This is a genomic window from Altericroceibacterium endophyticum (assembly GCF_009827595.1).
In the GTDB taxonomy this organism is placed as follows: domain Bacteria; phylum Pseudomonadota; class Alphaproteobacteria; order Sphingomonadales; family Sphingomonadaceae; genus Altericroceibacterium; species Altericroceibacterium endophyticum.
In genome coordinates this window covers 587778-603998 of the sequence record NZ_WTYT01000001.1, presented here as the reverse complement: position 1 = coordinate 603998, position 16221 = coordinate 587778, and the positions used below count along the sequence as shown (strand labels likewise).

At 57.0% G+C, this 16221-nt stretch carries 13 protein-coding genes; 8 read left to right on the top strand and 5 right to left on the bottom strand.

Annotated features, from left to right (window positions below):
- Window positions 1-47 precede the first annotated feature (47 nt).
- Window positions 48-2633, top strand: a complete 2586-nt coding sequence (locus GRI91_RS02960) for an EAL domain-containing protein (protein WP_160735109.1) — start codon at window positions 48-50, stop codon at window positions 2631-2633.
- A 9-nt stretch (window positions 2634-2642) separates the two neighbouring features.
- Window positions 2643-4445 (top strand): translation elongation factor 4, encoded by a 1803-nt coding sequence (lepA, locus tag GRI91_RS02955; RefSeq protein ID WP_160735108.1) that lies wholly within the window; start codon window positions 2643-2645, stop codon window positions 4443-4445.
- Between the two features lie 55 nt (window positions 4446-4500).
- Here lepA and GRI91_RS02950 read toward each other — a convergent pair whose 3' ends face one another.
- Window positions 4501-5091, bottom strand: coding sequence for a TetR/AcrR family transcriptional regulator (locus GRI91_RS02950; protein WP_160735107.1), 591 nt, complete (start codon window positions 5089-5091; stop codon window positions 4501-4503).
- A gap of 102 nt (window positions 5092-5193) precedes the next feature.
- On the opposite strand from GRI91_RS02950, the gene GRI91_RS02945 reads away from it, so the two are divergent.
- From GRI91_RS02945 to ligA, 5 genes are all read left to right on the top strand, one after another.
- Window positions 5194-6102, top strand: a complete 909-nt coding sequence (locus GRI91_RS02945; protein WP_160735106.1) for a CmcJ/NvfI family oxidoreductase — start codon at window positions 5194-5196, stop codon at window positions 6100-6102.
- A gap of 297 nt (window positions 6103-6399) precedes the next feature.
- Window positions 6400-7476 (top strand): choice-of-anchor A family protein, encoded by a 1077-nt coding sequence (locus GRI91_RS02940; protein WP_337190304.1) that lies wholly within the window; start codon window positions 6400-6402, stop codon window positions 7474-7476.
- A 142-nt stretch (window positions 7477-7618) separates the two neighbouring features.
- Entirely contained in the window at window positions 7619-8425 is an 807-nt protein-coding gene (locus GRI91_RS02935) for an outer membrane protein assembly factor BamD (RefSeq protein ID WP_160735105.1), read from the top strand.
- Window positions 8426-8489: 64 nt separating this feature from the next.
- Window positions 8490-10154 carry a DNA repair protein RecN gene (recN, locus tag GRI91_RS02930; RefSeq protein ID WP_160735104.1) on the top strand — a complete coding sequence of 555 codons (1665 nt, stop codon included), beginning with the start codon at window positions 8490-8492 and terminating at the stop codon, window positions 10152-10154.
- Between the two features lie 126 nt (window positions 10155-10280).
- Entirely contained in the window at window positions 10281-12458 is a 2178-nt protein-coding gene (gene ligA / locus GRI91_RS02925) for an NAD-dependent DNA ligase LigA (protein ID WP_160735103.1), read from the top strand.
- 63 nt (window positions 12459-12521) lie between these two features.
- Here ligA and GRI91_RS02920 read toward each other — a convergent pair whose 3' ends face one another.
- Genes GRI91_RS02920 through GRI91_RS02905 form a run of 4 tightly spaced genes read right to left on the bottom strand, consistent with a single transcriptional unit; the run spans window position 12522 to window position 15706 of the window.
- Window positions 12522-13217, bottom strand: a complete 696-nt coding sequence (locus GRI91_RS02920; protein WP_337190303.1) for a DUF2459 domain-containing protein — start codon at window positions 13215-13217, stop codon at window positions 12522-12524.
- Window positions 13190-14095 carry a 50S ribosomal protein L11 methyltransferase gene (locus GRI91_RS02915; protein WP_160735102.1) on the bottom strand — a complete coding sequence of 302 codons (906 nt, stop codon included), beginning with the start codon at window positions 14093-14095 and terminating at the stop codon, window positions 13190-13192. Before GRI91_RS02915 ends, GRI91_RS02920 begins: the two co-directional genes overlap by 28 nt.
- Window positions 14092-15000 (bottom strand): subclass B3 metallo-beta-lactamase, encoded by a 909-nt coding sequence (gene bla / locus GRI91_RS02910; RefSeq protein ID WP_202385415.1) that lies wholly within the window; start codon window positions 14998-15000, stop codon window positions 14092-14094. The genes GRI91_RS02915 and bla overlap by 4 nt, the downstream gene beginning before the upstream one ends.
- Entirely contained in the window at window positions 14990-15706 is a 717-nt protein-coding gene (locus GRI91_RS02905; RefSeq protein WP_160735100.1) for an SDR family NAD(P)-dependent oxidoreductase, read from the bottom strand. The genes bla and GRI91_RS02905 overlap by 11 nt, the downstream gene beginning before the upstream one ends.
- A gap of 127 nt (window positions 15707-15833) precedes the next feature.
- Here GRI91_RS02905 and sdhC point away from each other — a divergent pair, with 127 nt between their 5' ends.
- On the top strand, window positions 15834-16211 hold the full coding sequence (gene sdhC, locus GRI91_RS02900; RefSeq protein WP_160735099.1) for a succinate dehydrogenase, cytochrome b556 subunit: 378 nt from the start codon (window positions 15834-15836) through the stop codon (window positions 16209-16211).
- The last annotated feature ends 10 nt before the right edge of the window (window positions 16212-16221 follow it).

Here is a 16221-nt window from a genome sequence, read left to right as displayed (position 1 = left end):
CGACAATTAACCAATTTTTCAGGCACAAAGCCGATGGCAAACATCCTATGAAATTGCCGATTCTCTTTTCGCCCGATGATAAGGCTGCCAGCATGCCGGCAGACCACGTGCCTCAGCTTAGCTTTTGCATGATGTTGTCATATGCTGTGGGCTCGTTTTTTGTCGGCGTTCCGGAATTCGTTGTAACTCAGCTGCTGCTGGCAGCGGCGATTGCCGCACTTCTGCCGCGGCTCATCAACCATTCCGTTTTGAAGCACGAAGTCCTGGCTTGGGCCTTGTTTATGCTGCCGTTTCTGCTGTTCGGATCCGGCGCGGCTCTATGGGTCAACAGAGGGTCGATTCCCATGTCAGCGGGCATCGTCTTTACGGCAAGCCTTGCGATCCCTTCATTGTACCTGTTTCGCCGTCAGGGTGTGGCCGCGATTGTCGCGCAGGTTACCCTTTGGCTCCCGCTGGTGATAGCGGCTGGTTCAGCTTTGGGGGCGTTGTGGCTGACGCTGGGCGGTATAGCGATTTTCCTTGGTGCCAGAGGTGTTTCCCACAAGCAGCTGTTGCCGCCGGCTGCTCTTGGATCGCAGCAGATTGACGATGGGAAGCTGCGTGCAGCGTCCATTCTGAGGGACTACGAACAGACCGGACAAGGCTGGTTTTGGGAAACAGATGCATCGGGTACGCTGCGCTATCTCTCTGAACCGGTCGCGGCCACACTGGGCTTTCGGCAGAAAGATCTGCTCGGAAACAATATACAGGATCTGTTTTCGTCTGATAAGAGTGCTGCGCAAAGTCTTGATATTCTGGCGTTTCATTTGAAGGCGCATTCGCCTTTTCGCGATTTGCCCATGCGCTCTGCTGTTGGTGAGGGGATTTGGTGGGCTGTCAGCGGCCGCCCGCTCTACGATGCCGCGGGCAGTTTTTCTGGCTTTCGTGGGATCGGCAACGATCTGACGGAGCGCAAGCGCAACGAATTATGGACCTCGCGTCTTGCCCATTTTGATTCATTGACGGGGCTCGCCAATCGTTTCCAGATGTCGCAGACGCTCGAAACAATCCTGAGCGCCCCGGAGGACAAAGACCGGCGCTGCGTGATCATGTTGGTCGATCTCGACAAGTTCAAGGAAGTGAATGACACGCTTGGGCATCCTGCAGGCGATGCTTTGCTGAAACAGGTGGCGTCTCGGCTGGAGCTTGCGGTGAAGGATATTGGCCGCGTGGGCCGTATCGGCGGCGACGAATTTCAGGTTATTCTGGCAGGAGAGCCAGGCCGCAAATATGTGAGAAAGCTGGCTGACACCATCATTGACAGTGTTTCGAGCCCCTATCGGCTGGAAGATCAGATCGCCACCGTCGGCGTGTCCATCGGTATTGCCATTGCGCCTGACGATGGCGTGACCAGCAAAGCGCTGATCCGCAATGCCGACCTCGCCCTATATGCGGCGAAAGATGCCGGGCGCGGCTGCCACCGTTTCTATGCTCCGGAATTGCATCAGGAGGCTGAGGAACGGCTTGGTCTGGAAAGAGACCTTCGCAGAGCCATTACCCATGGTGAGCTGGAACTGTATTATCAGCCGGTTATTGCCACCGCGACGGAACAGATAACCGGCTTCGAAGCCTTGATGCGCTGGAATCATCCTGAAAAGGGCTGGATCGCGCCGCGCCGTTTCGTGCAGATTGCGGAGGATTTCGGGCTGATCGAGCGATTGGGCGAATGGGCCATGCGCACCGCCTGCCATGATCTGGCCAGTTGGCCCAGCAGCGTAAGAGTCGCGGTAAATCTGTCGCCGGTTCAATTTGCCAATGCTCAGCTGCCGACACTTGTAACAAATGCCGTGGCGCAGGCGGGAATCGATCCCTCGCGTCTCGAACTCGAAATCACTGAAAGTGTATTTCTCAACGGTGATAATAAGACAGATGCGATGTTCGCATCCTTGAAGCGTATCGGCGTGCGATTGGCGCTGGATGATTTTGGCACGGGGTATTCGTCACTCGGTTATTTGCGACGCGCACCATTTGACAAGATCAAGATTGATCGCAGCTTTGTACGCGGCGCGACGCAGGCTGAGAGCCGCAATGGCGCGATCATTGCCTCCATCACCAGCCTCGCACAGGCGATGGGGATGGAGACGACGGCCGAAGGTGTTGAGACACTCGAGGAGCTGGATCTTGTGAGGCTTCACGGCTGCAGCCATGTTCAGGGGTATGTGTATGACCGGCCGCTCAATCGGGACAAAGCCACCGAAAGGCTGCGTCAGGGGCTGCGTGCCAAGGCGCACGGGCAACGCGAAGAGCGGTCAAACCGGCACGTGGTAACGCGCCAGGTCGCGCTGACACATGCCGGCCACCATTATGATGGGACGATCCGCAATCTGTCACGCACCGGAGCACTGGTGGAAGGCTTGTGGAACGTTCCGCAAGACACGAAGTTCAGCATAACCTTGCCCGATGGCCACAAAATGGGGGCAACCGCGCGCTGGTGTGAACAGGACCGGATGGGTGTGGAATTTGATCCGCCGCTGGAATCTGATCCCGAACGACGCCTTGTGCGTGGCAGTGCAGGCGGCAGAAAAGACGCTGCTGAGCATGCAAATGCGGTGTCGGTGCAACTGTCTGCTGACAGGCGGCAGAAGGCGGGCTAAAGGCGGCGGATGACCGACCTTTCTCTCATTCGTAATTTCTCCATTATTGCCCATATCGATCACGGTAAGAGCACGCTAGCAGATCGCCTGATTCAGGTGACTGGCGGCCTGACAGAGCGTGAGCTCAAGGAGCAGGTGCTCGATAATATGGATATCGAGCGTGAACGCGGCATCACGATCAAGGCGCAGACGGTGCGTCTGGATTACACCGCGCAGGATGGTCTGACCTATCAGCTGAATCTGATGGACACGCCCGGTCATGTCGATTTCGCCTATGAGGTGTCACGAAGCCTGGCCGCCTGCGAGGGGGCTTTGCTGGTGGTTGATGCGGCGCAGGGTGTGGAAGCGCAGACGCTGGCGAATGTTTATCAGTCGATCGAGCATGATCACGAAATTGTGCCGGTCATCAACAAGATCGATCTGCCCGCCGCCGATGCCGAGAAGGTGCGGACTGAAATCGAGGACGTGATCGGCCTTGATGCATCCGAGGCGGTGCTGACTTCAGCCAAATCCGGTATCGGCATCGAAGATGTGCTCGAAGCGCTGGTCAAACGCATTCCGCCGCCCGTCGGTGAGCGGGACAAGCCGCTGAAAGCCATGCTGGTTGATAGCTGGTACGACCCCTATCTGGGCGTCGTTATTCTCGTGCGCGTGATGGAAGGCGTGCTGAAGAAGGGCCTGCAGATTAAATTCATGCAGGGCGATACGCAGCATTTGGTCGACCGTGTCGGTTGTATGCGCCCAAAGATCGAGCAATTGGCCGAACTCGGCCCGGGCGAGATCGGATTTATCACTGCGCAGATCAAGGAAGTCGAACAAGCCAAGGTTGGCGATACGATTACCACGGTGAAGGGCGGGGCGGATCAGGCGCTGCCCGGCTATAAGGAAGTGCAATCGGTCGTGTTCTGCGGCCTGTTTCCGGTCGATGCCGCGGATTTTGAGAAATTGCGCGAAAGCATCGGCAAGCTGCGACTGAATGATGCGAGCTTCACGTTCGAAATGGAGAATTCCGCCGCATTGGGCTTTGGCTTCCGCTGCGGTTTCCTCGGGCTGCTGCATCTTGAGATTATTCAGGAGCGACTGAGCCGGGAATATGACCTTGATCTGATCACCACCGCGCCATCTGTGGTGTATCGTCTGTCGATGACCGATGGCAGTATCGTCGAGCTGCACAATCCGGCAGATATGCCCGATCCGGCAAAGATCGACCATATGGAAGAACCCTGGATCAAGGCCACGATCTACACGCCCGATGAACATCTCGGCAGCATTCTGAAACTGTGTCAGGACCGGCGCGGAATTCAACACGACCTCACCTATGTCGGTGGCCGGGCGCAAATCGTCTACGAATTGCCGCTCAACGAAGTGGTGTTCGACTTTTATGACCGCCTGAAGAGCATTTCGCGCGGTTATGCCAGTTTCGATTATGAACAGATCGGCCTGCGTGAAGGCGATCTGGTGAAGATGAATATTCTGGTGAACAATGAACCGGTCGATGCTCTGAGCATGATCGTGCATCGCAGCCAGGCGGACCCGCGCGGACGGGCATTGGTTGAGCGTTTAAAAGATCTCATCCCCCGCCACATGTTCAAGATTCCGATTCAGGCGGCCATTGGTGCCAAGGTTATCGCCCGCGAAACCATCAGTGCCATGCGCAAGGATGTTACCGCCAAATGTTATGGCGGCGACATCAGCCGGAAGAAGAAACTGCTTGAGAAGCAGAAGGAAGGTAAGAAGCGGATGCGTGAATATGGCAATGTGTCCATTCCGCAGGAAGCTTTTATCGCCGCACTTCGGATGGGTGAAGAATAAGCATCTGCCCGATCGCGCGATAGCTGTCGCGCGTTTCCCGTTCAGCAGGCAGTGATCAGCCGGTCAGGGCCGCCATCGCGAAACGGGTCAGCGCGTCGACCGGCTTTTCCGATGCGGTCGATAACATATTCATACTGGCCCGCTCCCGCGGCGGCGGGCCAAGGGCGGCGCCGGCGATAAAGCGAAGCCGCAGCATAAGCTCGCGTGTCTCCAATTTCGGGAGCAGCGGCGCGGCCGCAGCCGCAACGCGCTGCGCCACTGAACGCATTTCATCATTCAGCTCCTGCCGGATTTCTTGCGCGCCGTGTGACGCTATTTCGTCGATAACACTGAGCGCCAGGCCATCCTGGGTGAAGGCCGCTGGATAGGTCAGCGGGTCCAGCCAGCGACGAAGCAATATCTCTAAATCGCGATCATCTCCAGGGAGCGGCTCGGCCAGTTTTGCCCAGGCGTGGCGCATGGGCGCGGTGTTCAGTTCGGACAATTCGCGCAGCAATTCCGCGATGCCGCCAAAATGATAGGTGATCAGCGCAGCATTGAGCTCTGCCCGCTCTCCGATCCGGCGCACGGTCAGGGAATTGACCCCGCGATCGATCAGGAGATTTTCTGCTGCTTCGAGCAGTTTTTGCCGACTGTTGCGGGCCATATCGTTACTCCTGATTTTTATGCACTTGCATAAATTACGGAACTGAGTGAAATTAAGCGACGAAAAACTCGGATAAACCGAAGACCTAGGGAGAGTATAGAGATGGCCACACAGACGCACAGTGATATTGAAGATACGGCACGCACCACGCAGACGATGATCCGCTATCTGGCGCCCGGAGATTTCGTGACGCGCCGCTATGTCTCGCAGGGTGAAGAAATGAACACCGGCGAATATGCGGATTATGAAATGTCCATTCGTGACGGCATGCCGATCCGCGACCATTTTGAATTGGATAAGCACGGCTTCATGCTGGCCAAGTCACCCACCAAAATTGCGGATTTCCATGACAAGGAAGAAGTGACGCGGGTTTACGAGCGGGAAACCGAACAGGCGATCTGCCGCCTGACGGGCGCGGATAAGGCCGTGGCGCGCGGGTGGATGATTCGAACGTCGCTCGACCTTTCCGATCATATTCAGGAGAAGTCGGAGAATTATCAGCATAGTGGCGGTGTGCAGCCGCCTGCGGGCGAAGCGCATATCGATTTCAACCGCCTGACGGCTCAAAAGGTCGCTGAAGCGACCTATAAGGAGCATTTTCCGGACGGGCCGGGTTTTAAGCGCTTCATCGCCACGAGTTTTTGGCGGACCTTTTCACCGGGACCACAGGATGTTCCCCTGGCTGTATGCGATGGTCGGTCTGCACCAGAGGGTAACGAAGCGTACAATACCTTGTTTGTCGTCGACGAATTTCCCGAAGGTGATGCGCTTACTGCTCCGGTCGAAGGTGAGGATCAGATGATAGCCGCCACTATTTTTCGGTATGATCCGCAGCATCGCTGGTGGTATTTCTCCGATATGAACAAAGACGATGTGCTGTTCTTCAAATTCTATGATTCTGATGAAAGCACGACCTGGCGCTGTCCCCATACGGCATTTCGGGATTCAAGTTTCTCTGACGCGAAACCGCGCGAGAGTATTGAAGTGCGCTCTATCGCTTTCTTTGAATAAAATGAAAGCTGGCGCAACCGATTGAATTAGAGGCTCGAAAAGTGAACCCGATCCCGAGCCATGCGAAGTGTGACGCCGGCATTCTGAATGTCTCTGGCATGGTGTTGTACTGGCGACTTCGCTTTCGGCGGAAAGATTTAGAGGTGCATCAGGTTTGATGCGGGACTGAACATGTAAATAAATGGTAAACCACAATTATGTGTTTCGTAATGAAACGTCCCTAAACACGCGATACCAATCCGGATTGGCGACTATATTGGCAGCTTAACGAATTTAGCAAAGTGAGTAACCGACACTGTGACCTTCACTTCTCGTATCATCGCACCCACCATAGTAGCCGCGTCGCTGCTGACGGCTGTACCCGCTCAGGCATCTGACGTTGCCGGGCTGGATGCCATGCGCGAATGGAACCTGATTGTTCTCGGCAATCTCGATTCGACGTCCGAAGTGGAAGGCCGGACATTTGTCGGTGGTAATCTGGTGGGCTCGTCATCCAACTATAACATTCACGAGGTTGACCCTTCTCCGAACGGTAAGCCAGGTCTGACAGTGGTAGGCAATGTTGCGGGCGGCCATAAGAACCTGAACAATGGTTCGGGCGCAGTCATTGGCGGCGCTGTAACCAGTGGTTTCAACCTCAACGGCCCAAACCAGACGGTTCGTGTAGGTGGCGCGATCAGCAACACCAATGTGAACCAGAATACGGTGGAGTCGAATCTGAATGCATCCGATCCGACTTTTCTGTTCGGCTTGCAGCAGCAGAGTAGCCTGCTCAATACCAGTCTGACGAATTTGTCCAAGGATCTGGGCGGGCTTGCTTCAAACAGCCAGATCACAGGCTTTAGCACTCGTCCTGTGTTCAATGCTCAACCGGACGCTGACGGTGTCGCCGTTTTCAATATTACATCGGATCAAGCTTTCGACTTTCGCGAGGTTTCGTTTGAGCTGAATGGTGCCGATACGGTTATTGTAAATGTCTCAGGTAAGAACGCCACACTCAGAGCCAATTTCGTGGGCGATGCCGATGGCCTTGGCGAAAAGGTGATCTGGAACTTCCCGGATGCTGAGAACGTGGATGTGAAAACAGCATGGCGCGGTTCCGTTCTGGCGCCCGAAGCCAATGGCACGACCGGCAATTACATTCAGGGTTCGGCGGTCTTTGGCAACCTCACCCAGCGCGGTGAAATGCATGTGGGTACCTATTCGGGCGGTTACAGCTACAATCCGGGCGACCCTAGTGATCCCGGCGACCCAGGCGATCCTGGTGATCCGGGCACGCCGGTCCCTGAACCCGGTCCGATTGGGCTGATGGTGCTGGCATTGGGCGGCCTTTTCTTCTGGCGCCGCCGCGCTCGCCGAGGCCAGACAGCCTGATCCTTTCGATCAACAAAATCTTCAAACCCGGCCTGCCACGTGCAAGCCGGGTTTTTTATGGACAGAAATCTTTGTGCAAAGAGCATGTCCAAATGTGAGAACTTCACTTGGCGTTCATTCACCTGCTGGCTATAGGCAGATCATGTCCGCGAAACACGCTTCCTCTCGTTTTTCCCTGCGCCCGGTTTTGATTGCCGGTGGCGCGCTTTCCGCTCTTCTGCTGGCTGGTTGTGCCGGCGGCAGCGGCCCTGAAGAAACCGCCTATGTCGCTCGCGATGTGGAAACGCTCTACAGTGCTGCAAAAGAACGCCTCGATCGCGGTGATGCGAAGATGGCGGCGGCTCTGTTTGACGAAGTCGAGCGGCAGCATCCCTATTCGCCCTGGGCGCGTCGGGCACAGCTGATGAGTGCGTTCAGCTATTATGTCAGCCGTGATTACAACAAGTCCATTCAGTCTGCGCAGCGCTTTCTGTCGATTCATCCAGGTAACAAGGATGCGTCCTACGCATATTACCTGATCGCGATCAGCTATTATGAACAGATCAGCGATGTGCAGCGGGATCAGGCGATTACGCAGCAGGCACTGACCGCATTGGAAGAAGTGCGCCGGCGTTTTCCGGAAAGCCGATATGCAGCCGACGCCAATCTCAAGATTGATCTGGTGAATGATCATCTGGCCGGCAAAGAAATGGAAATCGGTCGATTTTATGAGCGGTCCGGCAATTGGATCGCTGCGCAAATCCGGTTTCAGAACGTTGTCGAAACGTACCAGACGACCAGCCACACCGCTGAAGCGCTGTATCGCCTGACGGAAACGAGTCTGGCCCTGGGTATTCCCGAAGAAGCGGAGAAATATGCCGCTGTTCTGGGAGCCAATTATCCCGGCAGCAAATGGTACGAGCGCGCATATGACCTGATGCGGGAAAAAGCCCCCACAGTTTCGAGCTGAATCTGGTTGCTTTTACCGACATAGAGGTGACGCGGCGTTGCGCATGGGCTAATCGCAAAAGACCATGCTAACCGCGCTTTCTATCCGTAACATCGTGCTGATTGAGGCTCTTGAACTTGGTTTCGGGCCCGGGCTGGGCGTTCTGACCGGTGAAACCGGCGCGGGTAAGTCGATTCTTCTGGATGCGCTGGGACTGATCCTTGGCAATCGCGCCGATAGCGGTCTCGTACGCAGCGGCGAAGATCAGGCCTCTGTAACCGCGAGCTTTGAGTTTCAATCCATGCCCGCAAGCATGCGGGAGAAGCTGGATGATGCTGAAATCGACATCGAACCGGGGGAGCCGCTGATAATCCGCCGACGGGTGAGGGCCGATGGCGGTTCCAAGGCCTTTATCAACGATCAGCCGGTAGGTGTCGCGCTACTCCGCGATATTGCCGCATTCCTCGTCGAACTGCATGGTCAGCATGATGATCGCGGCTTGGTGAACGCCCGGGGCCATCGCGCTCTTCTGGATAAATATGCTGGCACTGATCTCGCCGGGCTGGAGAGCGCATGGCGCAAATTCCAGCGCGCTGAGCAGGATCTGGCCGCGGCGCGGGATGAAATCGAACGCGCCAGCGCTGAACAGGATCTGATGCTTGCCCATCTGGAGGAACTGAACGCGCTTCAACCAGAGGAAAGCGAAGAAGAACAATTGGCACTGAGCCGGGCCACCATGCAAAAGGGTGAGAAGCTGGCCGGTGATCTGGAGGAATTACGTCACCTCTGGGAAGGTTCGGATTCTGCTCTCGCGCAGCTACGCGGTGCCGCCCGGCGGCTTGATCGCATCGCGCCGGAGCATGATTTGCTCACCGAAGCACTCGCCGCATTGGACCGTTCGATTATCGAAGCGGGGGATGCGGAAGAAAAGCTTGAACAGGCGGCGCTGGCCATGCTGTTCGACCCTGCTGAGCTCGATCGGATAGAAACCCGGTTGTTCGATCTGCGCGCTCTTGCCAGAAAACACAATTGCACGGTTGATGAACTGCCCGATCGCATGCGGGCGCTCAGATCGGCTCTCGATGCGATTGAAGGTGGCGAGAGCGAATTGTGGGATCTGGCGAAGGCCGCCGAACAGGCACGCTCCGATTATCAAACTCTCGCGCAGAAAGTGCATCAACGGCGAGAAAGGGCTGCGAAACAGCTGGATAAGGCTGTCGCTGCAGAACTGGCGCCGCTGAAGCTGGATGCCGCTCGGTTCCAGACATCTGTCACTCAGCTTCCCGAAGATCGCTGGGGCGCGCAGGGTATGGATGCGGTGGAGTTCCTGATTGCGACGAATCCCGGCGCCGACTTTGCCCCGCTGGCCAAAATTGCCAGTGGCGGCGAGCTGTCTCGCTTCATTCTGGCGCTGAAGGTTGCCTTGGCGGAGAAGGGCGGGGCGACGACCGTGATTTTCGATGAAATTGACCGCGGGGTTGGCGGGGCCGTGGCCTCTGCCATTGGCGAAAGACTGGCGCGATTGGCGCATGATGGCCAGTTGCTGGCCGTCACTCACAGCCCGCAAGTCGCGGCACGCGGCAAGACGCATTACATGATCGCGAAAAGCAGCCAGGGCACCGTGACGAAAACCGGTGTCCTGCTGCTGGATGATGCGGGCCGTCAGGAAGAAATTGCCCGTATGCTGTCCGGTGCAGAAGTGACAGAGGAAGCTCGCGCTCAGGCCAAGCGACTGATCGAAGGGGGCTAATACTCGTCTGCTGGGCTGGCAGAGCTAATCAGCAAGGTCCCGATGTCCACCAAGAAGTGGGGATAGCAATCCGGCGATATGTTCAGACATCTGGAACAGCCGCCAGTTTCGGGCCATAGGCAGGGAATGGCCAAGGATCCCAAAGAGCTTAACGAAGCGGAAGCAGCGAATGAATTGATGCGGCTCGCCCGGCAGATCGCCCGGCATAACCGGTTGTATCATGCCGAAGATGCGCCTGAGATTACCGATCAGGAATATGATGCTCTGATCCAGCGTAACGCGGCATTGGAAGCTGCCTTTCCTGATCTTATCCGCGACGATTCGCCGTCAAAAGCAGTTGGCTATGAAATCGCGGCATCGCCGCTGTCCAAAGTCACGCATGAGGTTCGCATGATGAGCCTCGACAATGCATTTGCGGATGATGATGTCGCTGATTTCACCGCACGGATCCGGCGCTTCCTTCGGCTTGACCAGGGCGATGCGGTGGCTTTTACGGCCGAAGACAAGATCGATGGGCTGTCCTGCTCGCTGCGCTATGAAAACGGGAAACTGGTTCTCGCGGCGACGCGCGGTGATGGGCAGGTGGGTGAGAATGTGACGGCGAATGTCGCCCATATTGCTGATATCCCGCAGAAACTTCACGGTGATAATGTGCCGGAATTGTTTGAAGTGCGCGGCGAAGTGTACATGGAAAAACAAGCCTTTGAGGGGCTTAATGAACGTCTTGTCGAGGAAGCGCAGGCAAAAGCTCTTGCCAAGGGTCAGGAGTTTGATCCTGCCTCGGCGCGGCAATTTGCCAATCCGCGCAATGCCGCTGCCGGGTCACTGAGACAGAAGGACGCATCCGTCACTGCGCAGCGCCAATTGCGTTTCTGGGCGCATGGCTGGGGCGCCAACAGTGCCCTGCCGGCAGACACGCAAATAGGGGTTATGCAGAAAATTGAGCAGTGGGGACTGCCGATTTCGCCGGATCTGAAATTGTGTGAAGACCTGCCGCAAATGCTGGCCCATTACCGCTCTATCGCAGAACGGCGCGCCGGGCTTGGCTATGAAATCGACGGTGTCGTGTACAAGGTCAACCGGCTCGACTGGCAGGACAGGCTTGGCTTTGTGGCGAAGGCGCCGCGCTGGGCATTGGCGCATAAATTCCCGGCAGAACAAGCGCAAACCACGCTCGAACGGATCGAGATCCAGGTAGGACGGACGGGTAAGCTGACCCCGGTCGGGCGATTATCGCCCGTTTTGGTGGGCGGGGTCACCGTTACCAACGTAACCCTGCATAATCGCGATGAAGTGGAACGGTTGCAGGTCCGTCCTGGCGACAGGGTCGTAATCCAGCGCGCCGGTGACGTTATCCCGCAAGTTGTCGAAAATCTGACGCAGGACGAAACGCGGGAGCCTTATCATTTTCCCGACCATTGTCCGGAATGCGGCAGTGAAGCAGTGGCCGAAGAGGGCGAGGTCGATGTGCGCTGCACAGGCGGTCTCATCTGTCCGGCACAACGCACGGAAAGACTTGAACATTTTGTCAGCCGTGTTGCATTGGACATTGATGGTCTGGGCGAAAAAACAATCGCGCAGTTCTTCGCTTTGGGCTGGCTGGAAAGTCCGGCTGATATCTTCCGTCTGCGCAAACGAAGGGAAGATATTCTGTCGCTGGAAGGGTGGCAGGAAAAGTCTGTGGATAATCTGTTGGCGTCTGTGGAAGCCAAGCGCAAACCCGATGCCGCCCGCCTGCTGTTTGGCCTGGGTATCCGCCATGTCGGGGCGGTAACTGCCCGCGATCTGATGAAGGGGCTGGGGGATATCCACAAGCTGCCTGAAAAGGCGGCCGAGATCTATGAATATCTTCATGACAGCCCGCGCGCGGAGGGTGAATCCGAGAATAAATATCGGGAGCGGCTGACGGATAAGATCAAGGCCATTCTGGATGTTCGGACCGATGGTATCGGCATGGCTGTGGGGGAGGCCTTGGCCGATTTCTTCCACGAAAAGCACAATCGCGACGTATGGGACGATCTGCTGAGCGAAGTCAGTCCGCCGCAATTCACAGTGGAAACCGTCGAGAGCGATGTTTCAGGCAAGACGGTGGTCTTTACCGGCAAGCTGGAAACCATGAGCCGCGATGAAGCCAAGGCGCAGGCGGAGAAGCTGGGGGCGAAGGCGGCAGGGTCCGTCTCCGCCAAAACCGACCTTGTCGTTTATGGGCCCGGCGCAGGCAGCAAGCTGAAAAAGGCCGAAGAGCTGGGCATCGAGACTATGGATGAGAATGCCTGGGCAGAGATCGTCAAGGCTGCTGGCTGATATTGGCTGACCTGATCGGACCGCGATGCAGCCAGATTTTAAGGACTGATGCGGCCCATCTGATCAGCTGGGATCCGGCACCCATTTCATCACGCCGCCAGCAAAAGGAGTCCACCATCCTGTGCGGATTCCGGCTGCGGCTAAGCTATTGCTGGTCCACTGATTACACGTATTGGTGAAGGTGTAATTTCCCGGCGCATCATAAAAAACGTCCTGAGCGCCGTAGCCCGGATAGTGGCGGGTACGCGCTACTGGCGCCACTTTTTCGATGGTCGAAACGAGTTTCTGATATTCGTTCCGGCTGACGGTCACAGGGCGCATGTGACTTGTTGGAACGGGGCGAACATAATGCGCCACATGCAGCAGGCTGTCCCCGCCAAAACCGGCAATCCGCAGCACGCTGAGGGGAGAGAGATCCCACCAGGTGGGGGTGTTCAAGAAGATCTCTTTTTCACCCCAGCTCACCGAAACATGCGAATATGCTCGATCGCTGGCGGAGATATCAGCCGCCGGAAAGGTACCTCGCCAGTCCTTTTCGGGCGTCACGAGAGGCATCACTAGGGCCGTGTGAACGCCATTGCTCTCGACCATGATGGTCACGCCCTCATCTGGTTCGCTCCAATGCGGATTGCGCGGGATCGAGGACAGCGGCCAGGCGGATAAGACTGCCAGACCCAGTAACAGGAACGCCCAGCCTACGACGGCCCGGCTGATCCGTCCGATACGGGCCATCAGATGCCGGGCCGGCGTCTCAGCCACAAGATCGACCAATTGCCATTCACCTTGCGGGCCGCCAGTCGCAACCCGGCCCGCATATAGGCGGCGCGCACTTTTTTCTCCTGACTTTCCAGCAACCCGGCCAGAAGGACATGCCCACCAGAAGGCACGGCTTCGGCAAAGTCTGGCGCCAGATCAATCAACGGTCCGGCGAGAATATTGGCGATCAGGAGGTCATAGGGCGCCCGCGCCTGAAGCAGCGGATCATCCATACCGTCTGCGGTCAGCATCGTCACTTCGCCGCGTTTTGCGCCCATGGGAATGCCATTCTGCCGGGCATTTTCCTCCACGACTTGCGTACAAACCGTATCAATGTCGCTGGCCGTCGCAACGGCACGAGGCCACAGATCCAGCGCGGCAAAAGCCAGCAAGCCGGTGCCTGTGCCGATATCTGCGATATTCCGTGCCTTTACGCCTCGGCGCTTCATTTCCGTCAACATCGACAGACAGCCGGAGGTAGTTTCATGCTGCCCGGTGCCAAAAGCCTGACTGGCGGGAATGACAAAGTTCGTCAGCGATTTGTCCGCTGATTCCGGGTGGTCTGGCGTGTGGATATAGAACTTGCCCGCCGTGATCGGCTTCACGCCTTTCTGGCTTTCTGTCAGCCAGTCAATTTCCGGCAGTTGCTCTGTTTCCAGCTCAGGTGGTTCCCCGGCGAACAGCGCGAGAAAAGCCTGTTTGTCGGCCTCTGTCGGCTCATGCTCCAGCCATGCTTCCAGAACCCAGTCCTGGGGCCGGTCTTCGGCGATTTCATGCCCCGACAGGCCGATGTCCATGTCCCAGTCCCAGGCTTCCTCATGTGCAACCAGCGCGGCCTGAACCACCTTTTTGGGCGCATAGGCGACTATTTTCCAACTCACTGGGACTGCTCCGCTTCTTTTGCCAGACGTTTATCAAGCGCCTTGTTAACCTGTTTTGCATAGTTGCGGCACGCTTTGGAATCGATCAATGACCCATCGCGCAGGCGCTGCACCATCTGACTGGATGAGGGGTGCGGGGTCAGCAATATATCGCAATCGAGGCGGCGAAGCCGGCCGATACCCTCTTTGAAAGCGGCGAGATAATCAGGATGATCGCTAAAGCGGTATGTGTCGTTGCTGATCGCTGAAAGGCTGTCGGCATAGACCAGTGCCCGGCATTGTCCGGCCTCGCAGGATTGCCATTGCCAGCTGAGCGCGCCGGGGGTGTGGCCGGGCGTAAAGACAGGCGTGAAATGAAGCGGACCGTAGCTGACGGGCTGGCTGTCTTCGAGCACGATATCCACTTCCACCGGATCGAAATCGGCATTCATCCCGGCCTGCGGGTCGTCGCTGGTCGCGGTCCCGCTGGCAAAGGCGGTGGCTGCTGCGGCGCTGGTCAGGACGGCGGCGCCGCTTCGGCGTTTCAGCTCAGCCAGTCCGCCAATATGATCATTATGTTCATGGCTGGAGAGCAGCAGCCCGACATCGGCCAGACGAAATCCCAATGCTGTGATGTTGGCCTCGATCAGATCCGGGGCTGCGCGTGTCCCGCCATCGATCAGGACATGACCTTTGTCACTGGTGATGAGTATCGCGGAAATGCCGCAAGTGCCGACATAATAGCTGTTACCGTAAATTCGGAAGGGAGGTCCGGCCTTGTCCCATTCATCCCAGCTTTCACAGGTGGAAAGCCAGTTGGATGTCTCTTCACTATTGGCTCGCGAGGGTGGCCCTTCGGCAGCTGAGGCCGGGGAGAGGGCTAAAGCCGGCGCCAACCCCGCGATCAGGAAATTTCTAACGAACATAGCTCGCTCCATTCGCATCGATGGTTGTCCCTGTCATGCTGGCGGGTGCGTCGAGTGCGCAGAATGCGATGATCGATGCGATTTCTTCCGGTGTCGCCACGCGGCCAAGCGGGATGTCTTTCAAGAGTCCGGGGCCGCCACGGCTCGCAAGATAATCTTCCCCCATCGCGGTATCGGTAAAGCCGGGCGTGATGGCAAAGCTGAGAATGCCCTCAGCGGCGTATGCGCGGGCTATCGTCTTGTGCAGCGCCAGCATTCCGCCTTTGGCAGCGGCATAATGCCAATGACCGGGCGAGTCGCCGCGGTGCCCGGCGCGGCTTGCCACATGAACAATCCGCCCCCTGCGTCCGGTTTCTTGCCAATGCTGCACGGCATAGCGGGACAGCTGCGCGGCGGCAGTAAGGTTGATGCGCAGGGTTTCTTCCCACGAATCGAGCCATTCAATGTCGGATGAATCCAGATTCTCTGCCTTGAACAGACCGGCATTGTTCACCAGCACATCGATTTTGCCATTTGCACGCTCAAGTGCCTCGTTCCACAGCATTTGCGGGGCATGCGGTTCGTGAAAATCCGCCCCTATCACGCTGGAATCGCGTGCGGTGGAGGCATGACCGATTACGGTGCTTCCGCGTGATGTGAGGTGATCGGCAGCGGCCTTTCCGATGCCGCGGCTGCTCCCTGTCAGAAGTATGTTTGATGCTGTCATGGCTTTTTATTAGGCTGCAGGAAGGATAAGGCCAAGCCGTTCGCTTGCCTCTGCGTGCAATTTCGCTAAGGGAGAGGCGCGCATCCACACAGCGTGCATTGCACGCGCAGACACTTCGGAAAGCATTATGGCCAACCGTCCATTATCGCCGCATCTGCAAATCTGGAAATGGGGCCCGCATATGGCCATTTCCATCCTTCACCGGGTTACCGGTGATGGAATGGCCTTCGTCGCTCTGCCAGTATTGCTCTGGTGGCTCGGCTCGCTGGTCAGCGGACCGGAAGCTTACGCAAATTTCTCCGCCATCGCGACATCGCCGATCGGCTATATCGTCATGGTCGGCATCAGCTGGGCCTTCTTCAACCATTTCGCCTCTGGCATCCGGCACTTCGTACTGGATATGGGGGCAGGCTTTGAACTGTCTCAGAACAAGACCTGGTCGATCCTGTGTCCTGTCATCGCCATTGTGCTCACCATCGCCTTCTGGGCGGCGATCCTGATCTGAGGATATTGCT

What these genes read in the sequence shown, in the direction of transcription:
- GRI91_RS02960 (WP_160735109.1), top strand. Translation starts at nt 48, where the DNA reads ATGAAATTGCCGATTCTCTTTTCGCCCGATGATAAGGCTGCCAGCATG.
- lepA (WP_160735108.1), top strand. Translation starts at nt 2,643, where the DNA reads ATGACCGACCTTTCTCTCATTCGTAATTTCTCCATTATTGCCCATATC.
- GRI91_RS02950 (WP_160735107.1), bottom strand. Translation starts at nt 5,091, where the DNA reads ATGGCCCGCAACAGTCGGCAAAAACTGCTCGAAGCAGCAGAAAATCTC.
- GRI91_RS02945 (WP_160735106.1), top strand. Translation starts at nt 5,194, where the DNA reads ATGGCCACACAGACGCACAGTGATATTGAAGATACGGCACGCACCACG.
- GRI91_RS02935 (WP_160735105.1), top strand. Translation starts at nt 7,619, where the DNA reads ATGTCCGCGAAACACGCTTCCTCTCGTTTTTCCCTGCGCCCGGTTTTG.
- recN (WP_160735104.1), top strand. Translation starts at nt 8,490, where the DNA reads ATGCTAACCGCGCTTTCTATCCGTAACATCGTGCTGATTGAGGCTCTT.
- ligA (WP_160735103.1), top strand. Translation starts at nt 10,281, where the DNA reads ATGGCCAAGGATCCCAAAGAGCTTAACGAAGCGGAAGCAGCGAATGAA.
- bla (WP_202385415.1), bottom strand. Translation starts at nt 15,000, where the DNA reads ATGTTCGTTAGAAATTTCCTGATCGCGGGGTTGGCGCCGGCTTTAGCC.
- GRI91_RS02905 (WP_160735100.1), bottom strand. Translation starts at nt 15,706, where the DNA reads ATGACAGCATCAAACATACTTCTGACAGGGAGCAGCCGCGGCATCGGA.
- sdhC (WP_160735099.1), top strand. Translation starts at nt 15,834, where the DNA reads ATGGCCAACCGTCCATTATCGCCGCATCTGCAAATCTGGAAATGGGGC.